The organism is Kitasatospora sp. NPDC096140 (assembly GCF_040303045.1).
GTDB lineage: Bacteria > Actinomycetota > Actinomycetes > Streptomycetales > Streptomycetaceae > Kitasatospora.
Window position 1 is genome coordinate 1 of record NZ_JBEOUW010000001.1, and the last position, 24,115, is coordinate 24,115.

Consider the following 24,115-nt stretch of genomic DNA (forward strand, 5'->3'; position numbering starts at 1 on the left):
CCTGCGTGGGCCGCCCCCCCGGGGGGGGCGGCCGGCGCCGGGGACGCGGGGGGGGGGGGGCCCCCGCCCCCCCCCGGGGGGGGGGGCCCCCCGGGGGGGCCCCCCCCCCCCCCCGGTCCCGGGTCCCACCCCACGGATCGTCGACAAATCCCCCGGACCCGCCCAGGCCCCAGCCCTGGCCCTCCCACCCCGCTGCCGCCGCCCCGCCGCCCTGCCGCCGCCACCCCCACCAACGGGCCCGGCCCCCGGTGAGGCCGCCGGATCCCGGGGCGAGCCCCCGTACCGGACGTCCACGCAGGTCGCGCCCGGTGGATCGGTAGACTCGGCCAGCGTGTCCCTCCTCCTCAGCATCGTGCTCCCGGTCCACGGCGTGGAGCGGTACCTGCCGCGCTGCCTCGACTCGATCCTCGGCGACACCCCCGCCCTGGAATCCCGCTTCGAGGTCATCGCGGTCGACGACCTCTCCCCCGACGGCTCCGGCGCGATCCTGGACGCCTACGCGGCCCGCGACCACCGGCTGCGGGTGCTGCACCTCACCGAGAACCAGGGCCTCGGCGGTGCCCGCACCGCCGCCCTGCCGCAGGCCCGCGGCGAGTACGTCTGGTTCCTCGACAGCGACGACTGGGTGCCCGAGCGGACCGTCAGCGTGATCCTCGACGAGCTGGCGCAGGAGCGCCGCCGGGAGACCCCCGCCGACGTGCTGATCACCGACTTCACCCACGTCTACCCGGACGGCGGGACGGAGTCCAACCCCTGGCGCCACGTGCTGACCGGCTCCCCGCTGGTCGAGGGCTGCACCCTGGCCGAGCACCCGGCGCTGTTCCAGACCGTGATGTCGGTCTGGAACAAGGTGTTCCGCCGCGCGTTCCTGGACGGCCTCGGCGTCTCCTTCGGCCGCGGCTACTACGAGGACATCTCGGTCACCTACCCGGCGCTGCTCGCCGCCGAGCGGCTGCGCTACGTCGACCGCCCCTGCTACAACTACCGGCGCGGCCGGGACGGCGCGATCACCGCCACCGCCTCCCCCAAGCACGCCGACGTCTTCGCCCAGTACGACGCGATCTTCGCCTTCCTGGACCGCCCGGACCGCCCCGGCCGGCCCGTCCCGGAGTCGCTGCGCGCCCTGGTCTTCGACCGCACCGTCCGCCAGGCGCTGAACGTCTACGACACCCCCGGGCTGGTCCCCGCCGGCCTGCGCAAGGAGTTCTTCCAGCGGATCGCCCGGCACTTCGACCGCCACCGCCCGGCCGGCTACCACTACCCCGGCGGGGTGCGCGGCGTGCAGTACCGGCTGGCCGCGCGCGGCGCCCGGATCGCCTACGCCGAGCTGCGCCGCACCGGCCGGCTGCCGCGCGAACTCAAGCGCGGGGCACGGGCGGTGGCGCCCGCGGTGAAGAAGGGGGTGCGCAGCGGCGCCCGGTTCACGGCGTACAACGCCTTCCGCCGGCTGCCGCTGGACGAGCACCTGGCGGTCTACGCCGCGTACTGGCACCGGGGGTACGCGTGCAGTCCGGCGGCGATCTACGAGAAGGCGAAGGAACTCGCGCCGCGGATCCGGGGCGTGTGGGTGGTGGAGAACCGCCGGCAGGCCGCCACGCTGCCCCCCGGGGTGCCGTACGTAATCGTCAACACCCCCGCGTACCTCAAGACGATGGCGACCGCCAAGTACTTCGTCAACAACGTCAACTTCCCGCGCACGATGGTCAAGCGGCCGGGCTCGGTGCACGTGCAGACCCAGCACGGCACCCCGCTCAAGGCCATGGGCATGGACCTGCGCGACCGCCCGGCGGCGGCGGAGGGGATGGACTTCGACCTGCTCCAGGAGGCCGTCGACCGCTGGGACTTCCTGGTCTCCCCCAACCCGCACACCAGCGAGCACTTCGCCCGCGCCTTCCCCGGCCGGTACGAGATGCTGGACACCGGCTACCCGCGCAACGACCGGCTGGCCGACGCCGCCCCGGACGAGGTGCGCGCGATGCGCGAGCGCCTGGGGCTGCGCCCGGGCACCCGGGCGGTGCTGTACGCGCCGACCCACCGCGGCGGCAAGGGCGGCTACGTGCCGCTGCTCGACGTGGCCGAGCTGGCCCGCCGACTGGGCCCGGACTTCACGCTGCTGGTGCGCACGCACTACTTCCACACCGGCGGGCCGGGCGACCTGACGGCCGACGGGCAGGCGGCGGAGATCGTGGACGTCTCGTCGCACCCGACCGTCGAGGACCTCTACCTCGCGGCGGACGTACTGGTGACGGACTACTCGTCGATGATGTTCGACTACGCGGTGCTGGACCGGCCGGTGGTGATCTTCGCCCCGGACTGGGCGGACTACCAGCGGGAGCGCGGCGTCTACTTCGACCTGTTCGCGGAGCCGCCGGGCGCGGTCACGGAGACCGCGGACGAGTTGGCGCGGGCGCTGCTGGCGGGCGATCCGGCGCCGGGGGCGCGGGCACGGTTCCGCGCGAAGTTCTGCGTCTGGGACGACGGCGGGGCGGCGGAGCGGGTGGTGCGCCGGGTGTTCCCGGTGAACGGCGGGCGGTAACCGGGCGGTCGGCGGGCGGCAGGGCCCGCAGCGGGAGGCGGTGGAGCCGCGGAACGGGTCCGGGCCGACGAACCGGGCCGGGCGCCGAACGGGGCCGGGCGCCGCCGGTACGGCGCCCGGCCCCGTTCGGTGCGGGCTCAGCGCTGGCGGGCGGCCAGGAACTCCTCGAAGGTCAGGACACCGTCGTGGTTGGTGTCCATGCTGTGGATCAGGGCCTCGGCCATCGAGAGGGTGACGTCGTGGTCGCCCATCTCGTTCGCGGCCAGCGCGTACTCGGCCGCCGTGATCTTGCCGTCGCCGTCCTTGTCGAAGCGGTCGAAAAAGGCCTTGATCGCCTCGGTGGTCTCCATCGTGCCCTCCTGGGTACTGCGGGGTGTTGCTCTGTTCGGACGGCCGTACCCTACCCGCCCGTGGTGCGCACCACGGGCGGCGGGAGTGGACGGGCGCGGGGGTGGGTGTCGTAGTCTGCGGATCTGATCGTGGCCCGGGCACCTCCCGGGCGGTAGTTCGTCCAGGGAGGGAATCGTGCTCGACCTCGTCACCAAGCTGGTGCTGAAACCGGCTTCGCGGGGAATCTGGCGGCCGGTCATCGAGGGGGTCGAGAACGTCCCGCGCAAGGGCGGGGTGATCCTGGCCAGCAACCACCTGTCGTTCATCGACAGCGTGGTGATCCCGCTGACCTCCCCGCGCCGGGTCCACTTCCTCGCCAAGGCCGAGTACTTCACCGGCGCCGGGCTCAAGGGCAGGCTCTCCAAGGGCTTCTTCGAGGCGATCGGCGCGGTGCCGGTCGAGCGCGGCACCTACCGTTCCGCTCAGGCCTCGCTGGAGTCGGCGCTGGAGATCCTGGAGGACGGCAAGGCCTTCGGCATCTACCCCGAGGGCACCCGCTCCCTGGACGGCCGCCTCTACCGGGGGAAGACGGGCGTCGCCTGGCTCGCGCTCACCGCGGGCGTCCCGGTGGTGCCGGTGGCGCTGGAGGGGCCGGAGCAGATCCTGCCGGTGGGCAAGCGGGTGCCGCGGCTGAAGAAGGTGACGGTCCGCTTCGGCGAGCCGCTGCACTTCGACGAGCTGCACGGGCAGGCCCGCTCGTTGAAGGCGCGTCGGCAGGTGACCGACGAGGTGATGGCGGCGATCCAGCGGCTCTCCGGCCAGGAGGTCGCGGAGAACTACAACGAGGTCCCGAAGGCGGCCTAGCCGACGGCGACTCGACGGGCGCCACTCCCGACGGACCGGTCCGGCCGGCGGGATCAGGCCCGTGGGTTCAGGCCCGTGGGTTCAGGCCCGTGGGTTCAGGCCCGTGGGTTCAGGCCCGTGGGTTCAGCCCGACGGGATCAGGCCCGACGGAGGGCGGCCTCCGTGAGCAGCGCCTTGCCCGCCGGCGGCACCTCCCCCGACAGGACGTCCTCCACCGGACCGGACTCCACAAGACCGCCCCCCTCCGGCCGGGCGGCCGCCTCCGGCGCTTCCCGGCGCAGCAGGGCCGCGTACCGGCCGTCCAGCTCCACCAGCTCCTCGTGGGTGCCGAGTTCCACCACCACCCCGTGGTCCAGGACGGCGATCTGGTCGGCGGCGCGGACGGTGGAGAGCCGGTGCGCGATGGTGATGGTGGTGCGGCCGGCCGCGAGGGTGTCCACGGCCTGCTGGACGGCGCGCTCGGTGCGGTTGTCGAGCGCGCTGGTGGCCTCGTCGAGGATGAGCACCGGCGGGTTGCGCAGGATCGTCCGGGCGAGTGCGAGGCGCTGCTTCTCGCCGCCGGAGAAGCGGTAGCCGCGCTCGCCGACCAGGGTGTCGTAGCCGTCCGGCAGGGCGGCGATGGTGTCGTGGACCTGTGCGGCCCGGGCGGCCTCGACCAGTTCGGCGTCGGTGGCGCCGGGCTTGGCGAAGCGCAGGTTGTCGGCGACCGAGGCGTGGAAGAGGTACGTCTCCTGGGAGACCACGCCGACCGCGCGGGCCAGGGTGTCGAAGGAGAGCTCGCGGACGTCGACGCCGTCCAGGGTGACCCGGCCGCCGGTGACGTCGTACAGCCGCGGGACGAGGTAGCTGAGGGTGGTCTTGCCCGAGCCGGTCTCGCCGACCACGGCCAGCGAGCTCCCGGCGGGGACCGTGAGGTCGAGGCCGGCGAGGGTCGGGCGCTCCTGCGCGGGGTCGTAGCGGAAGTCGACGCCCTCGAAGCGGACCTCGCCGCGGGGGGCGGCGAGCGTGACCGGGTCGGCCGGTTCGGCGATCTCCACCGGAAGGTCGAGGTACTCGAAGATGCGCTGGAAGAGCGCGAGCGAGGTCTGGACGTCCACGCCGGTGGACAGCAGGCTCACGGTGGGGCGGAAGAGGCCCTGCTGGAGGGTGACGAAGGCGACCAGGGTGCCGACCGAGACGATCGGCGCGCCGGCGGCGGAGGTCAGCCCGGCGGCCCAGTAGATCAGTGCGGGCATGGCGGCCATCACGATCTGGATGGTGTTCATCCGCCACCGCCCGGCCATGCTGGCCCGGACCTCCAGGTCGGCGAGCTGGTCGGACTGCTGGGTGAACTCGCGGGCGAGCGAGTCGGAGCGGCCCATCGTGCGGCCGAGCAGGATGCCGCTGACCGAGAGCGACTCCTGGACGGCCGAGCTCATCGCGGCCAGCTGCTTCTGCCGCTCGGTGGTGATCTTCTTCCGCTCCTGGCCGACCCGGCGGCTGATCCAGACGAACAGCGGGAGCAGGAGGAGGGAGACGACGGTGAGCCGCCAGTCGAGGGCGACCATGGCCACGACGGAGGCGACCACCGCGGTGAGGTTGGAGACCAGGCTGGTCGCGGTGGACGTCACCGTGGACTGCATGCCGCCGATGTCGTTGGCGATCCGGGACTGCACCTCGCCCGTGCGGGTGCGGGTGAAGAAGGCCAGCGACTGCCGCTGCAGGTGCCCGTAGACGGCGGTGCGCAGGTCGTGCATGACGCGCTGGCCGACGGTGGTGGAGATCAGCGTCTGCAGGACGTTGAAGATGCTGTTCACCACGGCGGTGAGGATCATCCCGAGCGCGAGCAGGCTGAGCAGGCCGGTGCGGCCCTGCGGGATGGCGGTGTCCAGGACGGCCCGCAGCAGGAACGGCGAGACGACCGAGACCACCGCGGAGGCGGCGACCAGCAGCCCGACGGTGGCGAGACGGCCGCGGTAGGGGCGGAAGAGGGCGAGGATGCGCCGCCACGGGGCCGGCGGGCGGGAATCGCCCTCGGCGCGCGCGGGCGGGGTCCAGTCGATGGCGGCTTGCCTCAAGGGCGGGCCTCCCTGGGTCGGTCGGACCGGCGCCGGGACGAGCGCCCGGACGGGCGGTCGGACGCGCGGTGTGACGGGTGGACGGGATGGATATAGCGAGGATAGCTCATAGTTAGACAAGCTAATAGTGAGATTCGCTCTATTCCCGTCGGGCCCGAGCCGCACGGCCGACCGCCCGGGGCACCGGCGTCAGTCGGTGCGGTACGTGCGCGCCGCCTTCGAGGAGAGGCCGCCCAGTCCGCCGGGCGGCAGCAACCGGGCGATCGCCACCGCGACCTTGTACCGCTTGCCCGGCACGGACAACGACCGGCCGCGGGCCAGGTCGCGCATCGCCTCGTCCACCACCCGCTCGGCAGAGAGCCAGGACCAGGACGGGATGTTGCCGGTGCCCATGCCCGCGCGCTCGTGGAACTCCGTCCGGGTGAAGCCCGGGCACAACGCCATCATCCGCACGCCCGTACCGCCCAGGTCACGCAGCACGCCCTGGGTGAAGCTGACCACCCACGCCTTGCTCGCCCCGTAGGTGCCGCGCGGCAGGAAGGCCGCCACCGAGGCGACGTTGACGATCGCACCGCGGCGGCGCTCGCGCATCCCGGGCAGTGCGGCCGTGGTCAGCCGCAGGATCGCCTCGATGTGCACCTTCACCATGTCCAGCTCGTCCTGCAGCGGGACGGCCCCGAAGGCACCCTTGTTGCCGAAGCCGGCGTTGTTGACCAGGAGGTCCACCGGGCGGGCGGGGTCGGCGAGGCGGGCCTCGACGGCGCCGATGCCCTCGTCGGTCGCGAGGTCGGCGGTCAGCACCTCCGTCTCGACGCCGTACTTCCCGTGCAGGTCGGCGGCGGCGCGCTGCAGGCGCTCGGCGTCCCTCGCCACCAGGACGAGCTGGTAGCCGCTGCGGGCGAGCCGGCGGGCGAACGCGGCTCCGATGCCGGCGGTCGCGCCGGTGATCAAGGCTGTGGTCATGCCCCGACCGTACCGACTCGCCGCAGTCGAGCCCACACCGAGTGCAACGTCCCAGCTCACAGGACTGCGGATGCAGGTGCCCGATCGTGCACGTAGTGTCGGACAGGGGCACCGCCCGACCGGACGGTGAAAGCCAGACGAGGAGGCACATCTGATGCTTACTCAGTTCCGGACCGAAACCGCCTCGGCGTCACGCACCGCGACGTCGACCGAGGCCGACACCCTAGCCAGCCTGATGGTGGAGGACGAGGCCGTCGTGTCCGACGCGCCCACGTACCTGCCCGAGGCCGCTGGTGGCCTGCTGTTGCTCGGCCTGCTCCTGCTGTCCCCGAAGGGACCCAAGGAGAAGCCGACCCGGTAGCCACACTCCGTCCGCAGGGCCCCGTCCCCACGGGGCCCCGCGCCCACGCCCGACCTCCTGAAGGAGGACCTCACCACCATGCCATTCGCCGAGACCCCTCTCCGTGACGAGTACGCCGCGGCGGTCGAGCGGGTGGCGGGCCGTACCCTCGACGCCCTCCGGGGCGGCGGGGGTACGGCCGCGCTCGCGGACCCGGACACCGTCGTCCCCCGCCCGCTGCTGGCCGCGGTCCGCGTGCTCGGCGCGGACCTCTTCGCCCCGCAGCTGCTCACCGGAGCCGAGCCCGACGGACCCACCGCCGCGCTGCTCGCCGAGGCCCGACGGGCCTTCCCCGCGCCGGTACCGGCCTCCCCCGAGGCCGCGCAGGCCATCGCGTGGCAGGACTGGGCCGCCGGCCGGGTGCTCGCCCGCACACCGTACGCGGACACCGCGCCGGGTTCCGTGCCGGACTCCGCGTCGGATCACGTGCCGGATCGCGTGCCGGGTCACGGGCCGGGTCATGCCCCGGGTTCCGCGTCGGATCGCGGGCCGGGTCATGCCCCGGACCACGTGCCCGCCCCGCTGCCCGGACCGGCGGAGCTGGGCTGGCAGGCCTGGTCCGTCCGGATGGCACAACTGTCCGTGCTCGCCCTGCCCGGGCTGGACGGCCCGGTCCACGACGCCGCCCGCACGGACCACCTGGCACTCGCCCGCGGCGCCGTCCGCGCCATGCTCCGGCGCGACTTCACCACCGCCGTCCGGCTCGCCCGCTGGCTCGCCTGGGCCGGCGCCGAGGACCGGCCACCGCACCTGGAGGTTGAGCCGATCCTGGACCGGATCCGCCTCGTCGGCATCGGCGCCGTCCGTACCCGGCTCGAACTCGCCATCGCCGAGCGCCTGTCGGAGGGGAACCCGCGATGACCACCGACACCGAGGTGCTCGCCACCGCCCAGCAGCTCGGCACCCGCGCGCTGTCCTGGCTGCACACCTGCTACCAGGGCGGCTGGGGCAGGCTCGCCGACAACACCATCATCGACCTCGCCGAACCGAACGACGTCTACAAGCCGCTCTGCGAGGCCGCGATGGCCTCCTCCCTGGTGCTGCGCGACGGCGTCGCCGGACCGCAGGACGCCCGCGCCGCGCGCGACATGCTCGACGGCGCCTGGGCGCAACTGCGCGAGGGCGACATGCTCTACGAGCGGCAGCTGCGGCACGTCACGGTCACCGACCCGCTGGAGACGTACGCCCACTTCGCCCGGGTCGGCTACCGGCACGCCGCACTGGAGGAGCTGCTCGAATCGATCAGCCGGCTGCGGGCCGTCCACGCGGTCGAGATCCAGGGCAGCCGACAGCTCGCGGTGGCGAACGCGCGGCGGGTCATCGGGCTCAGCCACCGGCCGGACTGGGCCGAACTCGCCGCCCGCACCTGGCTCGGCGCGCTCCCCGAACCGTGGACCATCGCCTGGTCGATCGCCTACCAGGTCACCCACACCGTCTTCCACCTCACCGACTGGGGCGCGCGGCCCGAGGACCTGCCCGAACCGATGCGCGACTACCTGCGCGCGTGGCTGCCGGTCTGGCTCGACATCTGGATGGAGATCGGCCAGTGGGACCTCGTCGGCGAGCTGCTGATCGTCGATGCGTGCATCGGCCGTCCCATGCTGGGGAGTTCCGGCTGGGAGGCCCTGGCCGCGGTGCAGCGGGCGGACGGCCTGGTCCCGCGGGACGCCGAACCGGTCGAAGAGGACCCCGAGTCGGCGATCCGGGCACACGAACACACCGCCGTGGTGGCGGTCGTCGCCGCGACGGTCCTGCTCTCCCGGGCGCTCGGCGGCGCCGGTGCGGCCGCCGGGTGAACGAGCTCGACACGGCCGTCCGGGCAGCGGTCCGGACGGCCGCGCCGTACGCCACCGCCGTCACGGTGGCCGTGGCACGCGAGGATCAGGACCAGGTGCGCTGCCACGGGCACCTCGGGCACGAGCGGTCGGCCCCGTGCACGCCGGACACCGTCTTCGAACTCGGCTCGGTCAGCAAGACGTTCACCGCACTGCTGCTCGCCGAGCTGGCCGCCCACGGCGAACTCGCCCTGGACGACCCGGTGGAGCGCCTCCTGCCGCCCGACTGGCGCCCGGTGACGGTCCGTTCGCCCGAACCGATCCGGCTGCTGCACCTGGCCACCCACACCTCCGGGCTGCCCCGGCTGGCGCCCGGGCTGCTCGCGGGAGCCGTCCCGAACTGGTCCGGCAACCCGTACGCCGCGTTCGGCGAGGAGAAGTTGCGCGCCGCACTGCCGCGAACCACCGTACGGAGCAGGCCCGGTAGCCGGTACCGGTACTCCAACTACGGCGTCGGACTCCTCGGCCGGGTGCTCGCCGAGACGGGCGGACTGCCGTACGGGGACCTGCTCGCCGAACGCGTCTGCCGGCCCCTGGGCCTCACCGCCACCGGCTGCTCCCCGGACGCGCCGGACCGGGCCGTCGGATACCGGCGCGGCCGGGCGACACCGCCGTGGAGCATCCCCGGACTGCCCGGGGCCGGCGCCGTCCGGTCGAGCGGAGCCGACCTGCTGCGCTACCTCCGGGCACACCTCGACGGACCGCAACCCGGTGACGGGGGAGGCGCGTTGAAGGAGGCCCTGGGCGAGGTCCAGCGGGCCCGGCTGCGGCGGCCGCACTCCTCCGACGAGCTGTGCCTGGTGTGGAACCGCCGCCGCTCGGGCGGGCGCGAGCTGTACTTCCACACCGGCGCGACCCGGGGCTTCACGGCCTTCGTGGGCTTCTCCCGGGAGGCGGCGTGCGCGGTCGCGGCGCTGGCCAACACCGGGCCGACCCTGGACGGCCGGTTCGTGCAGGCCGCGTACGAGGTGCTGCGGACGGCGGCCGGCTGCCAGGCCGGGCGCTGACGGACCGCCGGACCGAGGCGGCGATCCGAGGACGTCGCTGGACCGCCGGACCTGGGCGGCGATGGCAGGCCGTGGCTAGACCGCCACCGCCTTGGCGCGGTCGGCGGCGATGCGCACGGCGAGACCGGCCAGGACGGTGCCCATCACGTAGCGCTGGACCCGCAGCCAGGCCGGACGGCGGTTGAGGAAGGTGGCGATGCTGCCCGCGCTCATCGCGATCAGGCCGTTGACGGTGATCGCGATCGCGATCTGGGTCAGGCCCAGCAGCAGGCTCTGCAGGGCGACGTGACCCCGCTCCGGCGCCACGAACTGGGGCAGCAGCGAGATGTACATGATGGCGATCTTGGGATTGAGCAGGCAGGTCAGGAAGCCCATCGTGAAGAGGCGGCGCGGCGGGTCCGGCGGCAGCTGCTGCGGGGCGAAGACCGCCGTACCACCGGGCTTGACCGCCTTCCAGGCCAGCCAGAGCAGATAGCCGGCGCCGGCCAGCTTGATCGCGGTGTAGAGGGCGGGCACCACCGAGAACACCGCGGCCACCCCCGCCGTCACCGCGACGAGGTACACCAGGAAGCCGGTGCCGACCCCCAGCAGCGAGATCAGCCCGGCGCGACGGCCCTGCGCTATCGAGCGTGAGACCAGGTAGATCATGTTGGGCCCCGGCGACAGCACCATGCCCAGCGCCACGGCGGCGATCCCGAGCACGGCGTGGCCGTCCACGGCGGTAGTCAACGCGTCCATGGAGGGAGGCTAGGACGGGTGACCGGCTCGATGCAATGATGGCTTTGCACTCGGTGCAATGTGCCCCGAGGACGGTGCGGCCCATGGGCGCGGCTGAGGGGCGCGGCCCGGGGGGCGCGGCGCTCGGGTGGGGCCCGGGGGCACGGCGCACCGGTACGGCACACGGAGGGCCCGCCACCGATGGACGACTACCGCCTGATCGCCGACCGGGTCGCCACCGACATCGCCGACGGGCGGCTGCGGCCGGGACAGCAGCTGCCCACCCAGCGTGCGTTCGCCCGAAGCCGGGGCATCGCCGCCTCGACGGCCGGGCGGGTCTACCGGGAACTGGCCCGGCGCGGGCTGACCGTCGGGGAGGTCGGGCGCGGGACCTTCGTCCGGGCCGGACGGGGGGCGGACGGCGCACGGATCGCTCTCGCCGAACCCGCCGCCGGGCCCCTGGACCTGGAACTCAACTACCCCGTCGTGCCCGGACAGGCCGAGCTGCTGGCGGGCGGACTGGCGCCACTGCTCCGCACGGACGCGCTCGGGGACGCCCTGCGGCCGATCGGCGCGGCCGGAACGGGCGCGGCCCGGCGGGCCCTCGCCGGCCTGCTCTCGACCGGCTCCTGGGAGGTCGACGCCGCGGACCTGCTGTTCGCGGGCAACGGGCGGCAGGCCATCGCGGGGGCGCTCTCCGCGCTGGTGCCGCCCGGGCAGCGACTGGGGGTGGAGGCGCTCACGTATCCGGTGGTCAAGGCGGTGGCCGAGCGGCTGGGCATCCGGCTGGTGCCGCTGGCCATGGACGAGGACGGGCTGGTGCCGGACGCCGTCGCAGCCGCCCACCGGGCCGCGCCGCTGCGCGCCGTGTACCTGCAGCCCCGGCTGCAGAACCCGCTCGGCACGAGCATGCCGCACGAGCGGGCGGCGGGGCTCGTGGAAGAGCTGCGGCGGCTCGGCCTGCCGGTGGTCGAGGACGCCGTCTGGTCGTTCCTGCGGCCCGACCTGACGCCGTTGGCCGCGCTGGCGCCGGAGCGCACCGTGCTGGTGGACAGCCTCTCCAAGCGGCTGGCCCCCGGGCTGACCAGCGGGTTCGCGGCCGTCCCGGCTGCGCTGCGCGAACGGGTGGCGGGCGCGCTGCGCTCGGGTGGGTGGACGCCGAGCGGGTTCGCACTGGAGGCGGCGGTGCGCTGGATCGGGGACGGCTCACTGGCCGCGGTCGAGGCGGCGAAGCGAGCCGACGCGGCGGCCCGGCAGCTGCTGGCGCGCGAGGCGCTGACGGGGCAGCGCCTGCGGGCCGACCCCTGCTCGTACTACCTGTGGTGGGAGTTGCCGGGGGCCTGGCGGGCGGAGGCCTTCGTTGCGGCGGCGGCACGCGCCGGGATCTCGGTCACGCCCGCGACGGCGTTCGCCGTGGATCCGCGGCGCTCGCCGTCCGCCGTCAGGGTCGCGCTCGCCTCGCCGCCGCTGCCGGTCCTGGCACGGGCGCTGGAGACGCTGGCGCGGATCGCGACGGACGGGGAGGGCGGACGGTGACGGCGTGACGGGTTGACGGGCGACGGGCGACGGGCGACGGGCGACGGGCGACGGGCGACGGGCGACGGGCGACGGGCGAACGACGAACAGCGAACAGCGAACAGCGAACAGCGAACAGCTGACAGATTTCATCATCTGTCAGCTGTCGCCTGTCATCTGTTACCTGCTACCCGTTACGAGCCGTCGGCTGCCGGCGGTCAGCTTCCCGAGCCGCTGTGGCTCCCCCGGGCCGCGGTGTCCGCCGCGCCCCCGGCGCCGACGGCGCGCAGGCGGCTGGCGGCGGTGGCGGCGAGCTGGGGGGCGAGCCGGGCGACGTCCCGGGAGCCCACCACCGCGATCAGGCTCGGCAGCAGCCAGCGGACCGGCTGCATCCCGCGCAGCCAGGCCTGGGCGTAGACGTGGGCGGACCGGCGCGCGATCCCGGCGACGATCCGGTCCACCGCGGGCTCCAGCGGGTACGTCTTGTTCGCCGGCCACGGCAGCCGCGACCGCATCTGCTTCAGCACGGCGTCCTCGTCGGCCCCCCGCACCATGTCGGTGTCGGTCCAGCTCAGGTACCCGACGCCGACCTTCACCCCCTGGTAGGCGACCTCGCCGCGGAGCGAGTGGGCGAAGGCCTCCACCCCGGACTTGCTGGCGCAGTACGCGCTCATCAGCGGGGCCGGCGTCAGCGCGGCGAGCGAGGCGATCTGCAGCAGGTAGCCGTGGCTCTCGATGAGCGCCGGCAGGAACGCCCGCGCGGTGGCGACGCTGCCGAGCAGGTTCACCTCGATGACCCGGCTGAACGCCCGGTGGTCGCTGTCCGTCAGCGGTCCGCCGATGGCGATCCCGGCGTTGGCGACGACGGTGTCGATCCGCCCGTAGTGCTCCTTGATCCGGCGGGCGGTGTCGTCGAGCGCGTCGAGGTCGGTGACGTCCACGTCCCAGCTGGTCGCATGCGGCCCGCACTGGGCGGCGACGGCCTTGAGCTCCTCCGGCTCCAGCCCCAGCAGGGCGACCTTGGCCCCGCGCCGGGCGAGCTTGCGGGCCAGCGACGCGCCGACCCCCCGGGCGGCCCCGGTCACGACGACGACCTGCGCGGACAACGGCGGGATGGCGTTCATGCGACGGCGGTCCTCTCGTCGGTGGAGTCAACAGCAGGATCAACGGTGGAGTCGGCAGTCGCGACTGCGGCGGCTCCGGCCGGAGCGGGCGCGGTGCCGGCGAGCGCGGCATCGGCAGGCGCGGCGGCAGGCGCGGCGGCGGGCGCGCCGACCAGGTGCTCGGCGGCCATCCGATGGATCTCGCCGGCGACCTCCGCCGGGCGTTCCAGCGGCGACATGTGCCCGACTCCGGGCAGCAGCAACAGCCCCTGCGGGTCCTTGAGCCCGGCGATCATCCGGTGCGCGTGCACCGGCGGGGTCAGTCGGTCGTCGGTGCCGACCACCACCGCCGTGGGCGCGGTGAGCCGGGCGAGCCCGGCACGGACGTCCAGGCGGTCGAGCACCGCGGCCCAGTTGGCGCGGACCGCGGTCGGGCAGGCGTGCACGATCCGGGCCGTCGCCTCGACCTGCCCGGCGGGCGAACCCGAGCCCATGGTCGCGTACTTGAGCGCCACCCGGCTGACCGGCGAGACCGGTCCGAGCGGCATCCGGGAGCGCAGCAGCTGCCGGTGAAGGAAGCGGCGCAGGCCCGGGGAACGCACGCCCGGGGGAAGGACGGTGAGTTCGGCCACCAGCTCGCTCGGCCCGGTGGAGATCAGGACGGCGGCGGCGGTACGCTCGGCGACCTCGGGGCGGCCGCCGGCGGCCATGATGGTCATGCCGCCCATGCTGTGCCCGGCCAGGACGGCCCGCTCCCCCGCCGGGACGGTCCGGGCCAGCACGGCGGACAGGTCCTCGGCGAGCGCCCGGGTCGAGTAGCGGGCCCGGCTCGGCGGGATCTCGCTGTGCCCGTGGCCGCGCTGGTCGTAGGCCACCACCCGGTAGCGGTCGGAGAGTTCGCGGATCACTGGGGCCCAGAAGGCGGTCGAGCAGGTCCAGCCGTGCGCCAGCACCACGGTGGGCGCGCCGGGTTGGCCGTGCACCTCGACGTGCAGCCGGATGCCGTCGGCCGAGCGGACGGTCAACTCCTCGGCAGGCGTCGGGTGTTCGTACTCGGCGGGCAGGACGGCGGCGCTCACGCGGAGACCTCCTGGACGGCGCGGGCGGCGGCCGGCGCCGCGCGCATGATCAGCTCGTACTCGCCGAGGTCCACCTTGCGGGTGGCGCGGCGGAAGGAGGCGGTGGAGCCGGGCCAGAGCACGGTGTTCCTGCCGCTCGGGTCGAGGTACCAGCTGCGGCAGCCGCCGGTGGTCCAGACGGTGCGGTCCATCCGGTGCTGCAGTTCGAGGTTCCACTGCCGCTGGGCGCGTACCGTCGGCTGCATGGCGGCGGCGCCGATCGAGCCGAGCGTCGTCAACGCGTCGATCATGTAGTTCAGTTGGGACTCGATCATGAGGATCATCGAGCTGTTGCCGAGGCCGGTGTTGGGCCCGATGACGAAGAAGAGGTTCGGGAAGCCGCGCACGGTCGAGCCGCGCAGCGCCTCCATGCCGTCCTTCCACTCCTCGGCCAGGCTGGTGCCGTCGACGCCGAACACCCGGGCCCCGATGGGCATGTCGGTGACGTGGAAGCCGGTGCCGAAGACGATGGCGTCCACCTCGTGCTCGCTGCCGTCGGCCGCGACCAGCGTGGAGCCGCGCACCTCGCGCAGGCCGGAGTCGACGACCTCGGTGTTGGCGGCGGCGAGTGCCGGGTAGTAGGTGTTGCTGAGCAGGATGCGCTTGCAGCCGATCCGGTAGTCCGGGGTGAGCTTGGCGCGCAGCGCCGGGTCCGGGACGCTCTGCGCGATGTGCCGCTCGGCGAGCTGCTGGACCATGCGCAGCAGCCCGGGGCGGCGGACGAAGGCGTCGACCTGGAGCTCACGGAGGGCGAACAGGGTGCCGCGGCGGATCTTCGCCGTGAGCGGCAGGCGGCCGTGCAGCCACTTCTCCAGCTGGGTGATCTCGCGGTCGCGGCGCGGCAGGACCCAGGCCGGGGTGCGCTGGAAGACGGTCAGCTTGCCGACCTCGGGCTGGATCGACGGGATGATCTGGGCGGCGGAGGCGCCGGTGCCGACCATGGCGACGCGCTTGCCGGCCAGGTCGAAGTCGTGGTCCCAGCGGGAGGAGTGGAACACCTTGCCGGTGAAGCCGCTCAGCCCGGGCAGGTCGGGGATCTGCGGGTCGGCGAGCGGTCCGGCGGCGGAGACGACGGCGTCGGCGGTCCACTGACCGGCCGAGGTGGTGATCCGCCAGCGGGCCCCGTCGCTCTCCCAACGCGCCTCCAGCACTTCGGCGTTGAACCTCAGGTGGGGTCGGAGCCCGAAGACGGTGGCGACCTTCTCCAGGTAGGCGCGGATGTCCGGCTGACCGGAGAAGCTGCGCGGCCAGTCGGGGTTGGGGGCGAAGGAGAAGGAGTAGAGGTGCGAGGGCACGTCGCAGGCGCAGCCGGGGTAGCTGTTGTCGCGCCAGGTGCCGCCGACGGAGTCCGCGCGCTCCAGCACCACGAAGTCGGTGATCCCGGCGCGGCGCAGCCGGACCGCGGCGCCGAGGCCGCCGAAGCCGGAGCCGATCACCGCCACCCGGACGTGCGGTACGGCCTCCTCCACCGCGTGGGCCCCGGCCTCGGACGACCCCTCGGCCGTACGGGGCGCGCCGGGCGTGCCGGGCGCGCCGTTGACGCCGGACGCACCGGACGTGCCGGAGCGGGGGCGCTTGCTGCTGGATGCCATGCGGCCTCCTCCTGAGGGTGGGGCGGTGATCGTCGCACTCTCCCGGGGCCTGCCCCGGAACCCTTCCAATCGCGCCAGTAATCACTGGCATGGTTGGCAGGGTAGCCCTTGCTGACACCGGATGGAAGAAGCGCGACGGCTCCGGTTCCGGGAGCCTTCCCCGCCGACGGACCTATGCTGATCGCCGTGGACAAGGTCAGAGCTGCTGCGGGCGACAGAAAACGCCAGTACCGGGTGGAGGAACTGGCCGAAGCCGCCGGCATCACCACCCGCACCCTGCGCTTCTACCGTGAGCGCAAACTGCTCCAGGCACCCCGCAAGGAGGGCCGGATCGCCTGGTACGGCGAGGAGCACCTGGCCCGGCTGCGGATGATCGGCGAACTGCTGGAACGCGGCCACACCCTGGGCGGCATCGCCGAACTGATCGGCGCCGGCGAGAGCGGTCGGGACGTCGCAGAGCTGATCGGCCTGGAGGCGGCGATCGTCGCGCCGTGGTCGGACGAGACCCCGGTGCGCCTCGACTGGGAGGAGCTCAAGGCCGCCTTCGGCGACCAGCTCACCGAGGAGAACACCGCCGAGTCCATCGAGCAGGGCTACATCACCGTCGAGGAGGACGGGATCACCCACGTCAGCCGTCGGCTGATGGACGCCACCACCGAGCTGGTGGCGGAGGGGGTGCCGCTCTCGGCGGTGCTGGACGCCAGCCGACGCACCCGGGAACACGTGGACGCCATCGCCGAGATCTTCATCGAGGTGGTCACCGAGCACCTGCTCAGCGCACTGGCCGCCGACACCCCGCTGCCGCCCGGCGAGGCGGTCCGGCTCACCGAGCGCATCCTGCGGGTCCGACCGCTGGCCCGCACCGTGGCCGACGCCCAGTTCACCCTCGCGATGGACCGGCGGGTGCACGCCGAGTACGACGAACTCCTGCGCCAGCGGCGGGAGAACGGCTCCGAGACGTGACGATCCGCTGCGACTCCGGGCCGTGACGGACCGCTGCGGCTCGGGGCTGTGAGAGTCCGCCGCGACCCGGGAGCGTGAGGAGGCGCCGCGACTCGGGACCGTGGGGTCCGGCGCCGCCCAGGGGCGCGCCGGCGGCGCTGCACCCCCGGGGCGTGACCGGTCCGTAGCGATTCGAGGCGTAGGCGGGTGGCCGCGCGGGCAGGGATTCCCGCGCCCAGCCCGCCCGTTGGAGGTGCCGCAGTGCCCAGACCCCTCAGCCGCCGCGCCACGCTCGGCCTCGCCGCCGGGCTCGTCCCGGGCCTGGCACTCACCGGCTGCGGACCGAACTCCTCGGCCCCGAAGGCCGGTTCGTCCGCCGGCGGCGGCACCCGGACCGTCCGGCACGCGCGCGGCGAGAGCATCGTCCCCGCACGGGCCGAGCGGGTGGTGGCACTGGACACGGACGCCCTGGACTCGGCGGTCACCCTCGGCCTCGCCCCGGTCGGCGCCACCACCGTGAGTGCGGGCGCGCCGTTCCCGAGCTACCTCCCCGCCGCTCGACTGGCCGGGACGAAGGCCGTCGGCACGATCGGCCAGCCCAGCCTGGAGACGATCGCGGCACTGCGGCCGGACCTCATCCTCAGCAACCAGGTCCGCGACGACAAGCGGTACGACGAACTGTCCAAGATCGCGCCGACCGTCCTCTCCAAGACCACCGGCCCGACCTGGAAGGAGAACGTCCGCCTGCACGCGGAGGCGTTGGGCCGCCAGAGCGAGGCCGCGGCGGCGGACGCTGCCTACCAGGTGAAGCTGCGGGACCTGGTCACCGCGCTGGGCGGGCCGGCCAGGGCCGGGGCCACCCGGGTCGAGATGGCCCGCTTCCTGGCGGGCGCGCCCACCAGGCTCTACCTCAACGACACCTTCGTCGGCTCGCTGTTCAAGGACCTCGGGCTCGGCCGACCCGCCAACCAGGACAAGCCCGGCTTCTCGATGGAGATCAGCCCCGAGCAGGTGGACCAGGCGGCCGCGGACGTCGTCTTCTACTCGGTGTACGGGGACGCGGCCAAGTCCGACCAGGGGAAGATCACCGAGGGCGCGCTGTGGAAGAACCTGGACGCCGTCCGCAACGGGCGGGTGTTCCGGGTGGACGACAACCTGTGGATGCTCGGCATCGGGTACATCGGGGCCGGTCTGATCCTGGACGAGATCCGCAAGGACCTGGCGCCGACGGGTGGGTGAGGGGCGGCAGGCAACGGGTGCCAGGTAACAGCGGACAGCTGACAGCAGACAGATGTTGAAATCTGTCAGCTGTTCGCTGTCACCCGTCAGCCGTCAGCCGTCAGCCGTCAGCCGTCACCAGCCCGCCACCCGCGGACGGTCGAGTCCTCCCGGTGCACCGCGGCCGACCGGACTCGCTACCCCTCGTCGTCGTCCGCCGCGCCCGGCGCCAGGGCCGGGGACGGGAAGACCCGGCGCGCCTCGCCGCCGGACCACCAGACGCCGATCGCGAAGACGGCCGTCGCCTCCAGCAGCCCGGCCCGGTCGAGGCCCCCGCAGTGCACGGGCACGCAGTCCATCGAGGCCACCAGATCGGCGACCAGTGCGGCGGCGGCCGGGTCGTCGGCGCAGTACGGGACCCCGAGCGGCGCGCCGCCCTCGAAGGCCGGCCGCGGCAGGGTCCAGATGCTCTCGTGGCAGATCCCGAACACCTTGGCCACCCGGGCCGCCGGAGCCGCGGCGGCGAGCCGCACCGCGACGGAGTCCGCGGCGCCCGTCGTGGTCAGGCGGGGGCCGTCCGCTCCCGGGGCCATCGGCACGGTGCAGTCCAGGAGGGTCCGCCCGACCAGGTCGGCCGCCAGCGGTCCGACCACCGGCACCGCCGCATCGGCCGGCACCGCCACCAGGACGGCCTCGCCGAACCTCGCCGCCCGCGCCAGGTCGCCACCCTCCGACGCGCCCGTCTCGGCGGCCAGCCGGCGAGCCGCCCCCGGGTCGCGCCCGCCCACCACGACCTCGTGCCCGGCTCGCACCCAGGCCCCGCCGAGGGCCGCCGCCATGGCGCCCGTTCCGAGAATGCCGATCCTCATGTCCACTCCTCGCCGTCGTCACCCGACCGGGGTCGGCGCGAACTGCTGTGCCCGGCACGCTAGGCGGGCCGATGCACACCACCCGGTAGGCATCGGCCCGGGCAGGATGGCCGTATGGACACCACGGGCCGGCGCAGTGAGGACGGCATGAACAGCAACAACGGCAACCACGGCGACAGCCGCGGCGACGGCGACGACCTGGGCGGTGCCGTCTTCGCCGCCGACTGCCGTGCCCGGCTGGCCTTCGAGGTGATCGCCAACCGCTGGGACAGCGTGATCGTCCACGTCCTCGGCGAGCGGGGTCCGATGCGCCCGCGGGCGCTGCTCGACCGGATCGGCGGGATCAGCCCGAAGGTGCTCAACGAGGCACTGCGGCGGCTGGAGTACAACGGCCTGGTGGAGCACCGCCGTTACGCCGAGGCGCCGCCGCGGGTCGACTACGCCCTCACGGTGGCGGGCACGGCCCTGCTCGCCCCGATCCGCGCACTTGGCGCCTGGGCCGCCGAACACGGCGACGCCGTCCTCGCCGCCCAGGAGTCGCACGACGCGTGCCGCAGCCGACGCGGCCAAAGCACCTGACGTGGCGTCATATCGCGTGCATGCGGCGGGGGCGACGGTGGTCCGCACACCGTCGCCCCCGCCGCCTACGACCCCTCCGGCCGGCACCCACGGCCCGGCAGGGCCTCGCTCGGACGCGTCCCCGGGTCCGGGCTGGCCGGCTCGGACCCGGAGACGGCTCGCTCTCCCCGGCTCAGTTGACGTTGACCGCCGTCCAGGTGGCGGCGACCGCGTTGTACTCCGTGCCGCCCGAGCCGTACAGGTCCGCCGCCGCGCTGAGGGTGGCCGCACGGGCGCCCGCGTAGTCGGTGGTGGAGGTGAAGTACGTGGTCAGCGCGCGGTACCAGATCTGCGCCGCCTTGTCCCGGCCGATGCCGGCGAGCGTCGAGTTGTCGTACGTCGGGCTGTTGTAGTCGAACCCGTTGATGCTCTTCGCGCCGCTGCCCTCGGCCAGCAGGTAGAAGAAGTGGTTCGCCACCCCGGACGAGAAGTGGACGTCCAGGTTGCCGACGTTGGCGTCCCAGTAGTCGGCGGACTGGCCGTCCTTGCTCGGCTGGTCCATGTAGCGCAGCGGGCTGCCGTTGCCGTTCAGGTTGATCAGTTCGCCGATCCAGTAGTTCGGCGGGTTGGAGGGCAGGTTGGCGGACCACTCGACCATCGTGCCCATGATGTCCGAGGTGGCCTCGTTGAGGCCGCCGGACTCGCCGTCGTAGTTGAGGTTGGCGGTCGCGGCGGTCACGCCGTGGGTCATCTCGTGGCCGGCCACGTCGATCTCGGTGAGCGGGGCGGCGTCGCCGCTGCCGTCGCCGTACGACATGCAGAAGCAGTCGTCGCTCCAGAACGCGTTGACGTAGTTGGAGCCGTAGTGCACCCGGCTGAGGGCGCCGACGCCGTCGTTGCGGATGCCGTTGCGGCCGAAGGCGCTCTTGTAGAAGTCCCAGGTGGTGGCGGCACCGAACTGGGCGTCCACGGCGGCGGATTCGCGGTTGCCGGCGGTGCCGTCACCGAAGCTGTTGCTGGTGTTCGCGAACAGCGAGCCGCTGCCCGAGGTGCCGTTGCTCATGTCGGTGGTGGACTGGCCGCCGCGGGTGTCGTCCTTGAGCTGGTACTGCCCGCCGCTCTGCGCGGTGGTCAGCGGGACCTGGCCGACGAAGACGCCCTTGCCGGTGCCGGCGGCGGTCTGCACCTTCTCGTGGGTGGAGAGCACCTGGCCGCCGGCGGCGTCGGTGACCAGGACCTGGCTGCTCGGGGTGCCGTCGGCGCGCACGCCCTCGACGGTGGTGCGGTAGGCGAGGCGGGGGCTGCCGTCGGTGGCCCAGACGACCAGCTGGGGCGTGCCCGTCTGGTGGACGTCGGCGAGCGGGGACTGGTCGGCGTCGAGGGTCACCCCGACGGTGGCCTTGACCGCGCCGGTGGCCTGCGCGGCGGCCTGGTCGGCCGGGACCGCCGGGGTCACGCTCGGCAGGTCGATCCGGGCGGAGACCGCCTTGGAGACCGACTTCACGGCACCGTCGGCCTTCTGATGGACGACCAGGTCGCCGCCGATCACCGGCAGGCCGGCGTAGGTGCGCTCGAAGCGCAGGTGGCGGGTGCCGTCCTTGTCCAACACGGCGTCCTTGGCGACCAGTTGCTCCTTGGCGCCCAGGCCGAGCGCCTTGGCGAGCGGGCCGGACTGGCCGCTCGCCACCGCGAGCACGGTGGCGTGCTGCCGGGCGGCCTGGGCCGGCGACGAGTCGACGGGGGCGGCCTGGGCGGCGGTGCTCACCTGGATCACACCGGTCAGGAGGGCGGTGGCCGAGAGTACGGCGACAGCCGCGAGCTTTCGCTTCACGTACGAGTCCTTCCGGGAAACCGCGTCTGGGCGCGGTCGCACCACGTCCCGGGGGCCGGGGTCGGCACCTGTGGGGCGGAACGGGCGCTGACGTGCTGAGATCCCGTGCAGTCGGGCGGCTCGCCACCAAGGGGTGGGGGTGGGGCTGCCGCCGGGGGATGAACAGAAGCATGACAATCCATCAGAAGAAATGACAGGTCCGCTTCAGGAGTTGGCCAGGTCCCGCCATGCGGTGAAGAGTGTGGAGTCGACGGCCGGACCGGGACGATTCACCGCAACGCGCGTGCCGTTCCCGTCCGAACCATGTCCGACCGCCAGCGCCGACGACCGCCCGCCCGCCCGAGCAGTGGCCGGCGGGCGGATCCGGTCGACCGGCAATCGACTTTTACATCTGTGTAGAAGATTCCACACGCCCCTCGGCTCCGGACTGGCGAGGTTCCGCCATTCCCTCGCCCTTGCCCGGATCACCGGGGGCTGCTACTGATCCTCGAACAGTCGCCGCTACTGGAGGCGCCACTCCTGCGCGGTGTTGCCGGGGGTGCAGGCCACCATGGTGATCGCGTTGCCCACGCCGTTGTCGGTCATGCAGACCGAGTTCATGTAGTCGGCCAGCGTGTACGAGCCCGGGGTGGAGCCGTTGCGGACGGTCCAGTTGGTGAGGAAGCTGAACCCGTTGCTCAACACGACCCTCCCGTCCGTGGTCTGGACGAGCTGCGGGCCGCCGTTGTTGCAGGCGTTGAACAGGATCCACGAACCGGGGTTGGTCGAGCGCACCCAGCCGTACTGCGCGGCGCCGCCGAGCACGAGCGGGTTGTCGCCGTTCAGGTTGTCGTTGCGCATCCCGATCGGCCGCTCGTGCTTCACGCTGACGATGGTGCTCCAGCTGTTGCCGCCGCAGGACGCAGGGCGGCTCGGGCTCTGCGGCGGCGCCGCGGTGGTGCCGCCGCCCGAGGTCTGGGCCGGCGGCTGCGGGTTCTGATTGGCGGGCGGGGCGGGCGGGTTGCCGCCTGCGGCACCGCCCGGCTGGTTCGCCTGGCCGCCGGCGGCCCCTGACCCCGACCCGGAGCCGGACCCTGCCCCGGACCCGCCCGAGGACGCGCCGCCGCCGGCGGACGCACCCGCACCGCCGGTCCGGCTACCGCCCGACGCACCACCGCCACCGGCCTGACCCGGAGCCGGAACGGGGGCCTGCTGCTGGTCGGCGCTACCGGGGGCCGGCTGGTCCGGGTTCGGGGCGGCCGTCGGGGTGTCGGTCGGCGGCGGGGTGGCGGGCGCGGTGCCGGTCGCCGCGGCCGGGGTGCCGGTGACCGGGTTCGCGGGGACGGTGACCACGACGGTGGGCTGGGCGGCGGGCGGCACGGTGGCGTCGGAGCCGCCGGGACTGCGGTCGATCAGCAGGGCGGTGGCGGTGCCCGCCGAGATGATGACGGGGATGATCACGGGCACCAGCAGGGTCCGGCGGGACCTTCGCCGGCCGGGCTCGGTCTGCGCCTCGGGCTGCGGCTGCGGCTGCACCTTCGCGACCTCGGCAGGCACGGGGGTGTCACCGGCGGCGGGAACCACCACGGCCCCGGGCTCGGCCTCGCCCGCCTCGGATCCGCCTGCCGCGGGTCCGCCCGGCCCGGATCCGCCCGCAGCGGGTTCCGTTGACCCGGCCTCAGCCTTCGCCGCCGGACCCGCGCCGGGCCGGAGGGCGATCGTCCGGCTGTCGGCCGACGCAGGCCCCTTCCCGGTCGCACCGCCCGCCGCTCCTGCCGCCCCGACCCCGGCGACCCCGGCGCCCTCGCCGTCCTCGGCACCGTCGCCGACGAGTGCCGCGCGCACCGCCGCCGCCATCTCGGCGGCGTCCGCGAACCGCTCCTCGGGCTTCTTGGCCAGCGCCCTGGCGACCAGCGCCCGGACCGCCGCCGGGAAGGCCTCCGGCAGCTCCGGCACCGGTTGGTTGACGTGCTTGAGCGCGATCTGCAGCGGCCCGTCCCCGGAGTACGGCGGCGCGCCGACCAGCAGTTCGTAGCAGACCACGCCGATCGAGTAGAGGTCGGTGGCCGGCCCCAGGGACGATCCCTCGGCCTGCTCCGGGGACATGTAGAGCGCGGTGCCGATGATCGCGAACGGGGCGGTGAGCTTGGTGCTGGCGATCGCCCGGGCGATGCCGAAGTCGGTGATGGCGACCCGGCCGTCGGTGCGCAGCATGAGGTTGGACGGCTTGATGTCCCGGTGCACGATGTCCCGCTGGTGCGCGGCGTGCAGCGCGTCCAGGGCTCCGGCCACCAGGTCGAGCGCGCGCTCGACGGTCATCGGGCCGGTGTCCGCCAGCACCCGGTCCAGCGGGCGGCCGTCGATCAGCTCCATGACGATGTAGGCGCAGCGTTCGTCACCGTCCGCGCCGCTCTCGCCGTAGTCGTGGACGTCGACGACGCCCGGGTGGTCGATCGCCGCGACCAGCTGGGCCTCCCGGCGGAAGCGCTGGGTGGCGGTGCTGTCCTCGAACAGCTCCGAGCGCAGGATCTTGACCGCCACCCGTCGCGCCAGCACGGTGTCCTCGGCCCGCCAGACCGAGCCCATCGCGCCGCCGCCGATCCGCTCGACCAGCCTGTACCGCCCGCCGAGCACGGTGCCCACCCCGCTCATGCCGCTGTCCCCCCGTGTGTCGTGACCCG

Annotated in this window: 20 protein-coding genes; 10 read left to right on the top strand and 10 right to left on the bottom strand. The window is 73.9% G+C overall.

Annotated features, from left to right (window positions below; translation table 11 throughout):
* The first annotated feature begins 331 nt into the window (after nucleotides 1-331).
* On the top strand, nucleotides 332-2,536 hold the full coding sequence (locus tag ABT048_RS00005; RefSeq protein ID WP_350518961.1) for a bifunctional glycosyltransferase/CDP-glycerol:glycerophosphate glycerophosphotransferase: 2,205 nt from the start codon (nucleotides 332-334) through the stop codon (nucleotides 2,534-2,536).
* A gap of 137 nt (nucleotides 2,537-2,673) precedes the next feature.
* Here the strand turns inward: ABT048_RS00005 and ABT048_RS00010 are convergent, their stop codons facing one another.
* Nucleotides 2,674-2,886 (bottom strand): EF-hand domain-containing protein, encoded by a 213-nt coding sequence (locus tag ABT048_RS00010; protein WP_224282188.1) that lies wholly within the window; start codon nucleotides 2,884-2,886, stop codon nucleotides 2,674-2,676.
* A 175-nt stretch (nucleotides 2,887-3,061) separates the two neighbouring features.
* On the opposite strand from ABT048_RS00010, the gene ABT048_RS00015 reads away from it, so the two are divergent.
* Nucleotides 3,062-3,730, top strand: coding sequence for a lysophospholipid acyltransferase family protein (locus ABT048_RS00015; RefSeq protein ID WP_350518962.1), 669 nt, complete (start codon nucleotides 3,062-3,064; stop codon nucleotides 3,728-3,730).
* Between the two features lie 137 nt (nucleotides 3,731-3,867).
* Here ABT048_RS00015 and ABT048_RS00020 read toward each other — a convergent pair whose 3' ends face one another.
* Both ABT048_RS00020 and ABT048_RS00025 read right to left on the bottom strand, forming a co-directional pair.
* Nucleotides 3,868-5,787 (bottom strand): ABC transporter ATP-binding protein, encoded by a 1,920-nt coding sequence (locus ABT048_RS00020; RefSeq protein WP_350518963.1) that lies wholly within the window; start codon nucleotides 5,785-5,787, stop codon nucleotides 3,868-3,870.
* A 189-nt stretch (nucleotides 5,788-5,976) separates the two neighbouring features.
* Complete coding sequence (locus tag ABT048_RS00025; RefSeq protein ID WP_350518964.1) at nucleotides 5,977-6,750, bottom strand: SDR family NAD(P)-dependent oxidoreductase; 774 nt, start codon at nucleotides 6,748-6,750, stop codon at nucleotides 5,977-5,979.
* Nucleotides 6,751-6,904: 154 nt separating this feature from the next.
* On the opposite strand from ABT048_RS00025, the gene ABT048_RS00030 reads away from it, so the two are divergent.
* The 4 genes from ABT048_RS00030 to ABT048_RS00045 all read left to right on the top strand — a co-directional run bounded on the left by ABT048_RS00030 (nucleotide 6,905) and on the right by ABT048_RS00045 (nucleotide 9,992).
* Nucleotides 6,905-7,111, top strand: a complete 207-nt coding sequence (locus ABT048_RS00030; protein ID WP_350518965.1) for a hypothetical protein — start codon at nucleotides 6,905-6,907, stop codon at nucleotides 7,109-7,111.
* 78 nt (nucleotides 7,112-7,189) lie between these two features.
* Nucleotides 7,190-8,011, top strand: a complete 822-nt coding sequence (locus tag ABT048_RS00035) for a hypothetical protein (RefSeq protein WP_350518966.1) — start codon at nucleotides 7,190-7,192, stop codon at nucleotides 8,009-8,011.
* Nucleotides 8,008-8,946: a DUF6895 family protein gene (locus ABT048_RS00040; RefSeq protein ID WP_350518967.1), complete on the top strand. Its 939-nt coding sequence runs from the start codon at nucleotides 8,008-8,010 to the stop codon at nucleotides 8,944-8,946. Before ABT048_RS00035 ends, ABT048_RS00040 begins: the two co-directional genes overlap by 4 nt.
* A complete protein-coding gene (locus ABT048_RS00045) occupies nucleotides 8,943-9,992 on the top strand; it encodes a serine hydrolase domain-containing protein (protein ID WP_350518968.1) in 1,050 nt (349 codons plus the stop codon). The genes ABT048_RS00040 and ABT048_RS00045 overlap by 4 nt, the downstream gene beginning before the upstream one ends.
* A gap of 75 nt (nucleotides 9,993-10,067) precedes the next feature.
* Here the strand turns inward: ABT048_RS00045 and ABT048_RS00050 are convergent, their stop codons facing one another.
* Complete coding sequence (locus ABT048_RS00050; RefSeq protein ID WP_350518969.1) at nucleotides 10,068-10,730, bottom strand: LysE family translocator; 663 nt, start codon at nucleotides 10,728-10,730, stop codon at nucleotides 10,068-10,070.
* Between the two features lie 180 nt (nucleotides 10,731-10,910).
* On the opposite strand from ABT048_RS00050, the gene ABT048_RS00055 reads away from it, so the two are divergent.
* The gene (locus ABT048_RS00055) at nucleotides 10,911-12,245 is read left to right on the top strand and encodes an aminotransferase-like domain-containing protein (protein WP_350518970.1); all 1,335 of its coding nucleotides are present in this window, start codon (nucleotides 10,911-10,913) and stop codon (nucleotides 12,243-12,245) included.
* A 197-nt stretch (nucleotides 12,246-12,442) separates the two neighbouring features.
* Here ABT048_RS00055 and ABT048_RS00060 read toward each other — a convergent pair whose 3' ends face one another.
* From ABT048_RS00060 to ABT048_RS00070, 3 genes are read right to left on the bottom strand one after another with little or no spacing between them, the layout of a single operon-like run.
* Nucleotides 12,443-13,348, bottom strand: coding sequence for an SDR family oxidoreductase (locus tag ABT048_RS00060; protein WP_350518971.1), 906 nt, complete (start codon nucleotides 13,346-13,348; stop codon nucleotides 12,443-12,445).
* Nucleotides 13,345-14,406 carry an alpha/beta fold hydrolase gene (locus tag ABT048_RS00065; protein ID WP_350518972.1) on the bottom strand — a complete coding sequence of 354 codons (1,062 nt, stop codon included), beginning with the start codon at nucleotides 14,404-14,406 and terminating at the stop codon, nucleotides 13,345-13,347. The genes ABT048_RS00060 and ABT048_RS00065 overlap by 4 nt, the downstream gene beginning before the upstream one ends.
* Nucleotides 14,403-16,037 carry a flavin-containing monooxygenase gene (locus ABT048_RS00070; protein WP_350518973.1) on the bottom strand — a complete coding sequence of 545 codons (1,635 nt, stop codon included), beginning with the start codon at nucleotides 16,035-16,037 and terminating at the stop codon, nucleotides 14,403-14,405. Before ABT048_RS00070 ends, ABT048_RS00065 begins: the two co-directional genes overlap by 4 nt.
* Nucleotides 16,038-16,211: 174 nt before the next feature.
* Here ABT048_RS00070 and ABT048_RS00075 point away from each other — a divergent pair, with 174 nt between their 5' ends.
* The gene (locus ABT048_RS00075) at nucleotides 16,212-17,000 is read left to right on the top strand and encodes a MerR family transcriptional regulator (RefSeq protein ID WP_402801698.1); all 789 of its coding nucleotides are present in this window, start codon (nucleotides 16,212-16,214) and stop codon (nucleotides 16,998-17,000) included.
* 240 nt (nucleotides 17,001-17,240) lie between these two features.
* Nucleotides 17,241-18,218, top strand: coding sequence for an ABC transporter substrate-binding protein (locus ABT048_RS00080; protein ID WP_350518975.1), 978 nt, complete (start codon nucleotides 17,241-17,243; stop codon nucleotides 18,216-18,218).
* Nucleotides 18,219-18,394: 176 nt separating this feature from the next.
* Here the strand turns inward: ABT048_RS00080 and ABT048_RS00085 are convergent, their stop codons facing one another.
* On the bottom strand, nucleotides 18,395-19,066 hold the full coding sequence (locus ABT048_RS00085) for an NAD(P)-binding domain-containing protein (protein ID WP_350518976.1): 672 nt from the start codon (nucleotides 19,064-19,066) through the stop codon (nucleotides 18,395-18,397).
* 114 nt (nucleotides 19,067-19,180) lie between these two features.
* Here ABT048_RS00085 and ABT048_RS00090 point away from each other — a divergent pair, with 114 nt between their 5' ends.
* Complete coding sequence (locus tag ABT048_RS00090) at nucleotides 19,181-19,645, top strand: winged helix-turn-helix transcriptional regulator (RefSeq protein WP_350518977.1); 465 nt, start codon at nucleotides 19,181-19,183, stop codon at nucleotides 19,643-19,645.
* A 172-nt stretch (nucleotides 19,646-19,817) separates the two neighbouring features.
* Here ABT048_RS00090 and ABT048_RS00095 read toward each other — a convergent pair whose 3' ends face one another.
* Together ABT048_RS00095 and ABT048_RS00100 are read right to left on the bottom strand one after the other, a co-directional pair.
* Nucleotides 19,818-21,455, bottom strand: a complete 1,638-nt coding sequence (locus ABT048_RS00095) for a M4 family metallopeptidase (protein WP_350518978.1) — start codon at nucleotides 21,453-21,455, stop codon at nucleotides 19,818-19,820.
* A 501-nt stretch (nucleotides 21,456-21,956) separates the two neighbouring features.
* Nucleotides 21,957-24,086, bottom strand: a complete 2,130-nt coding sequence (locus tag ABT048_RS00100; RefSeq protein ID WP_350518979.1) for a protein kinase domain-containing protein — start codon at nucleotides 24,084-24,086, stop codon at nucleotides 21,957-21,959.
* Between the last annotated feature and the right edge of the window lie 29 nt (nucleotides 24,087-24,115).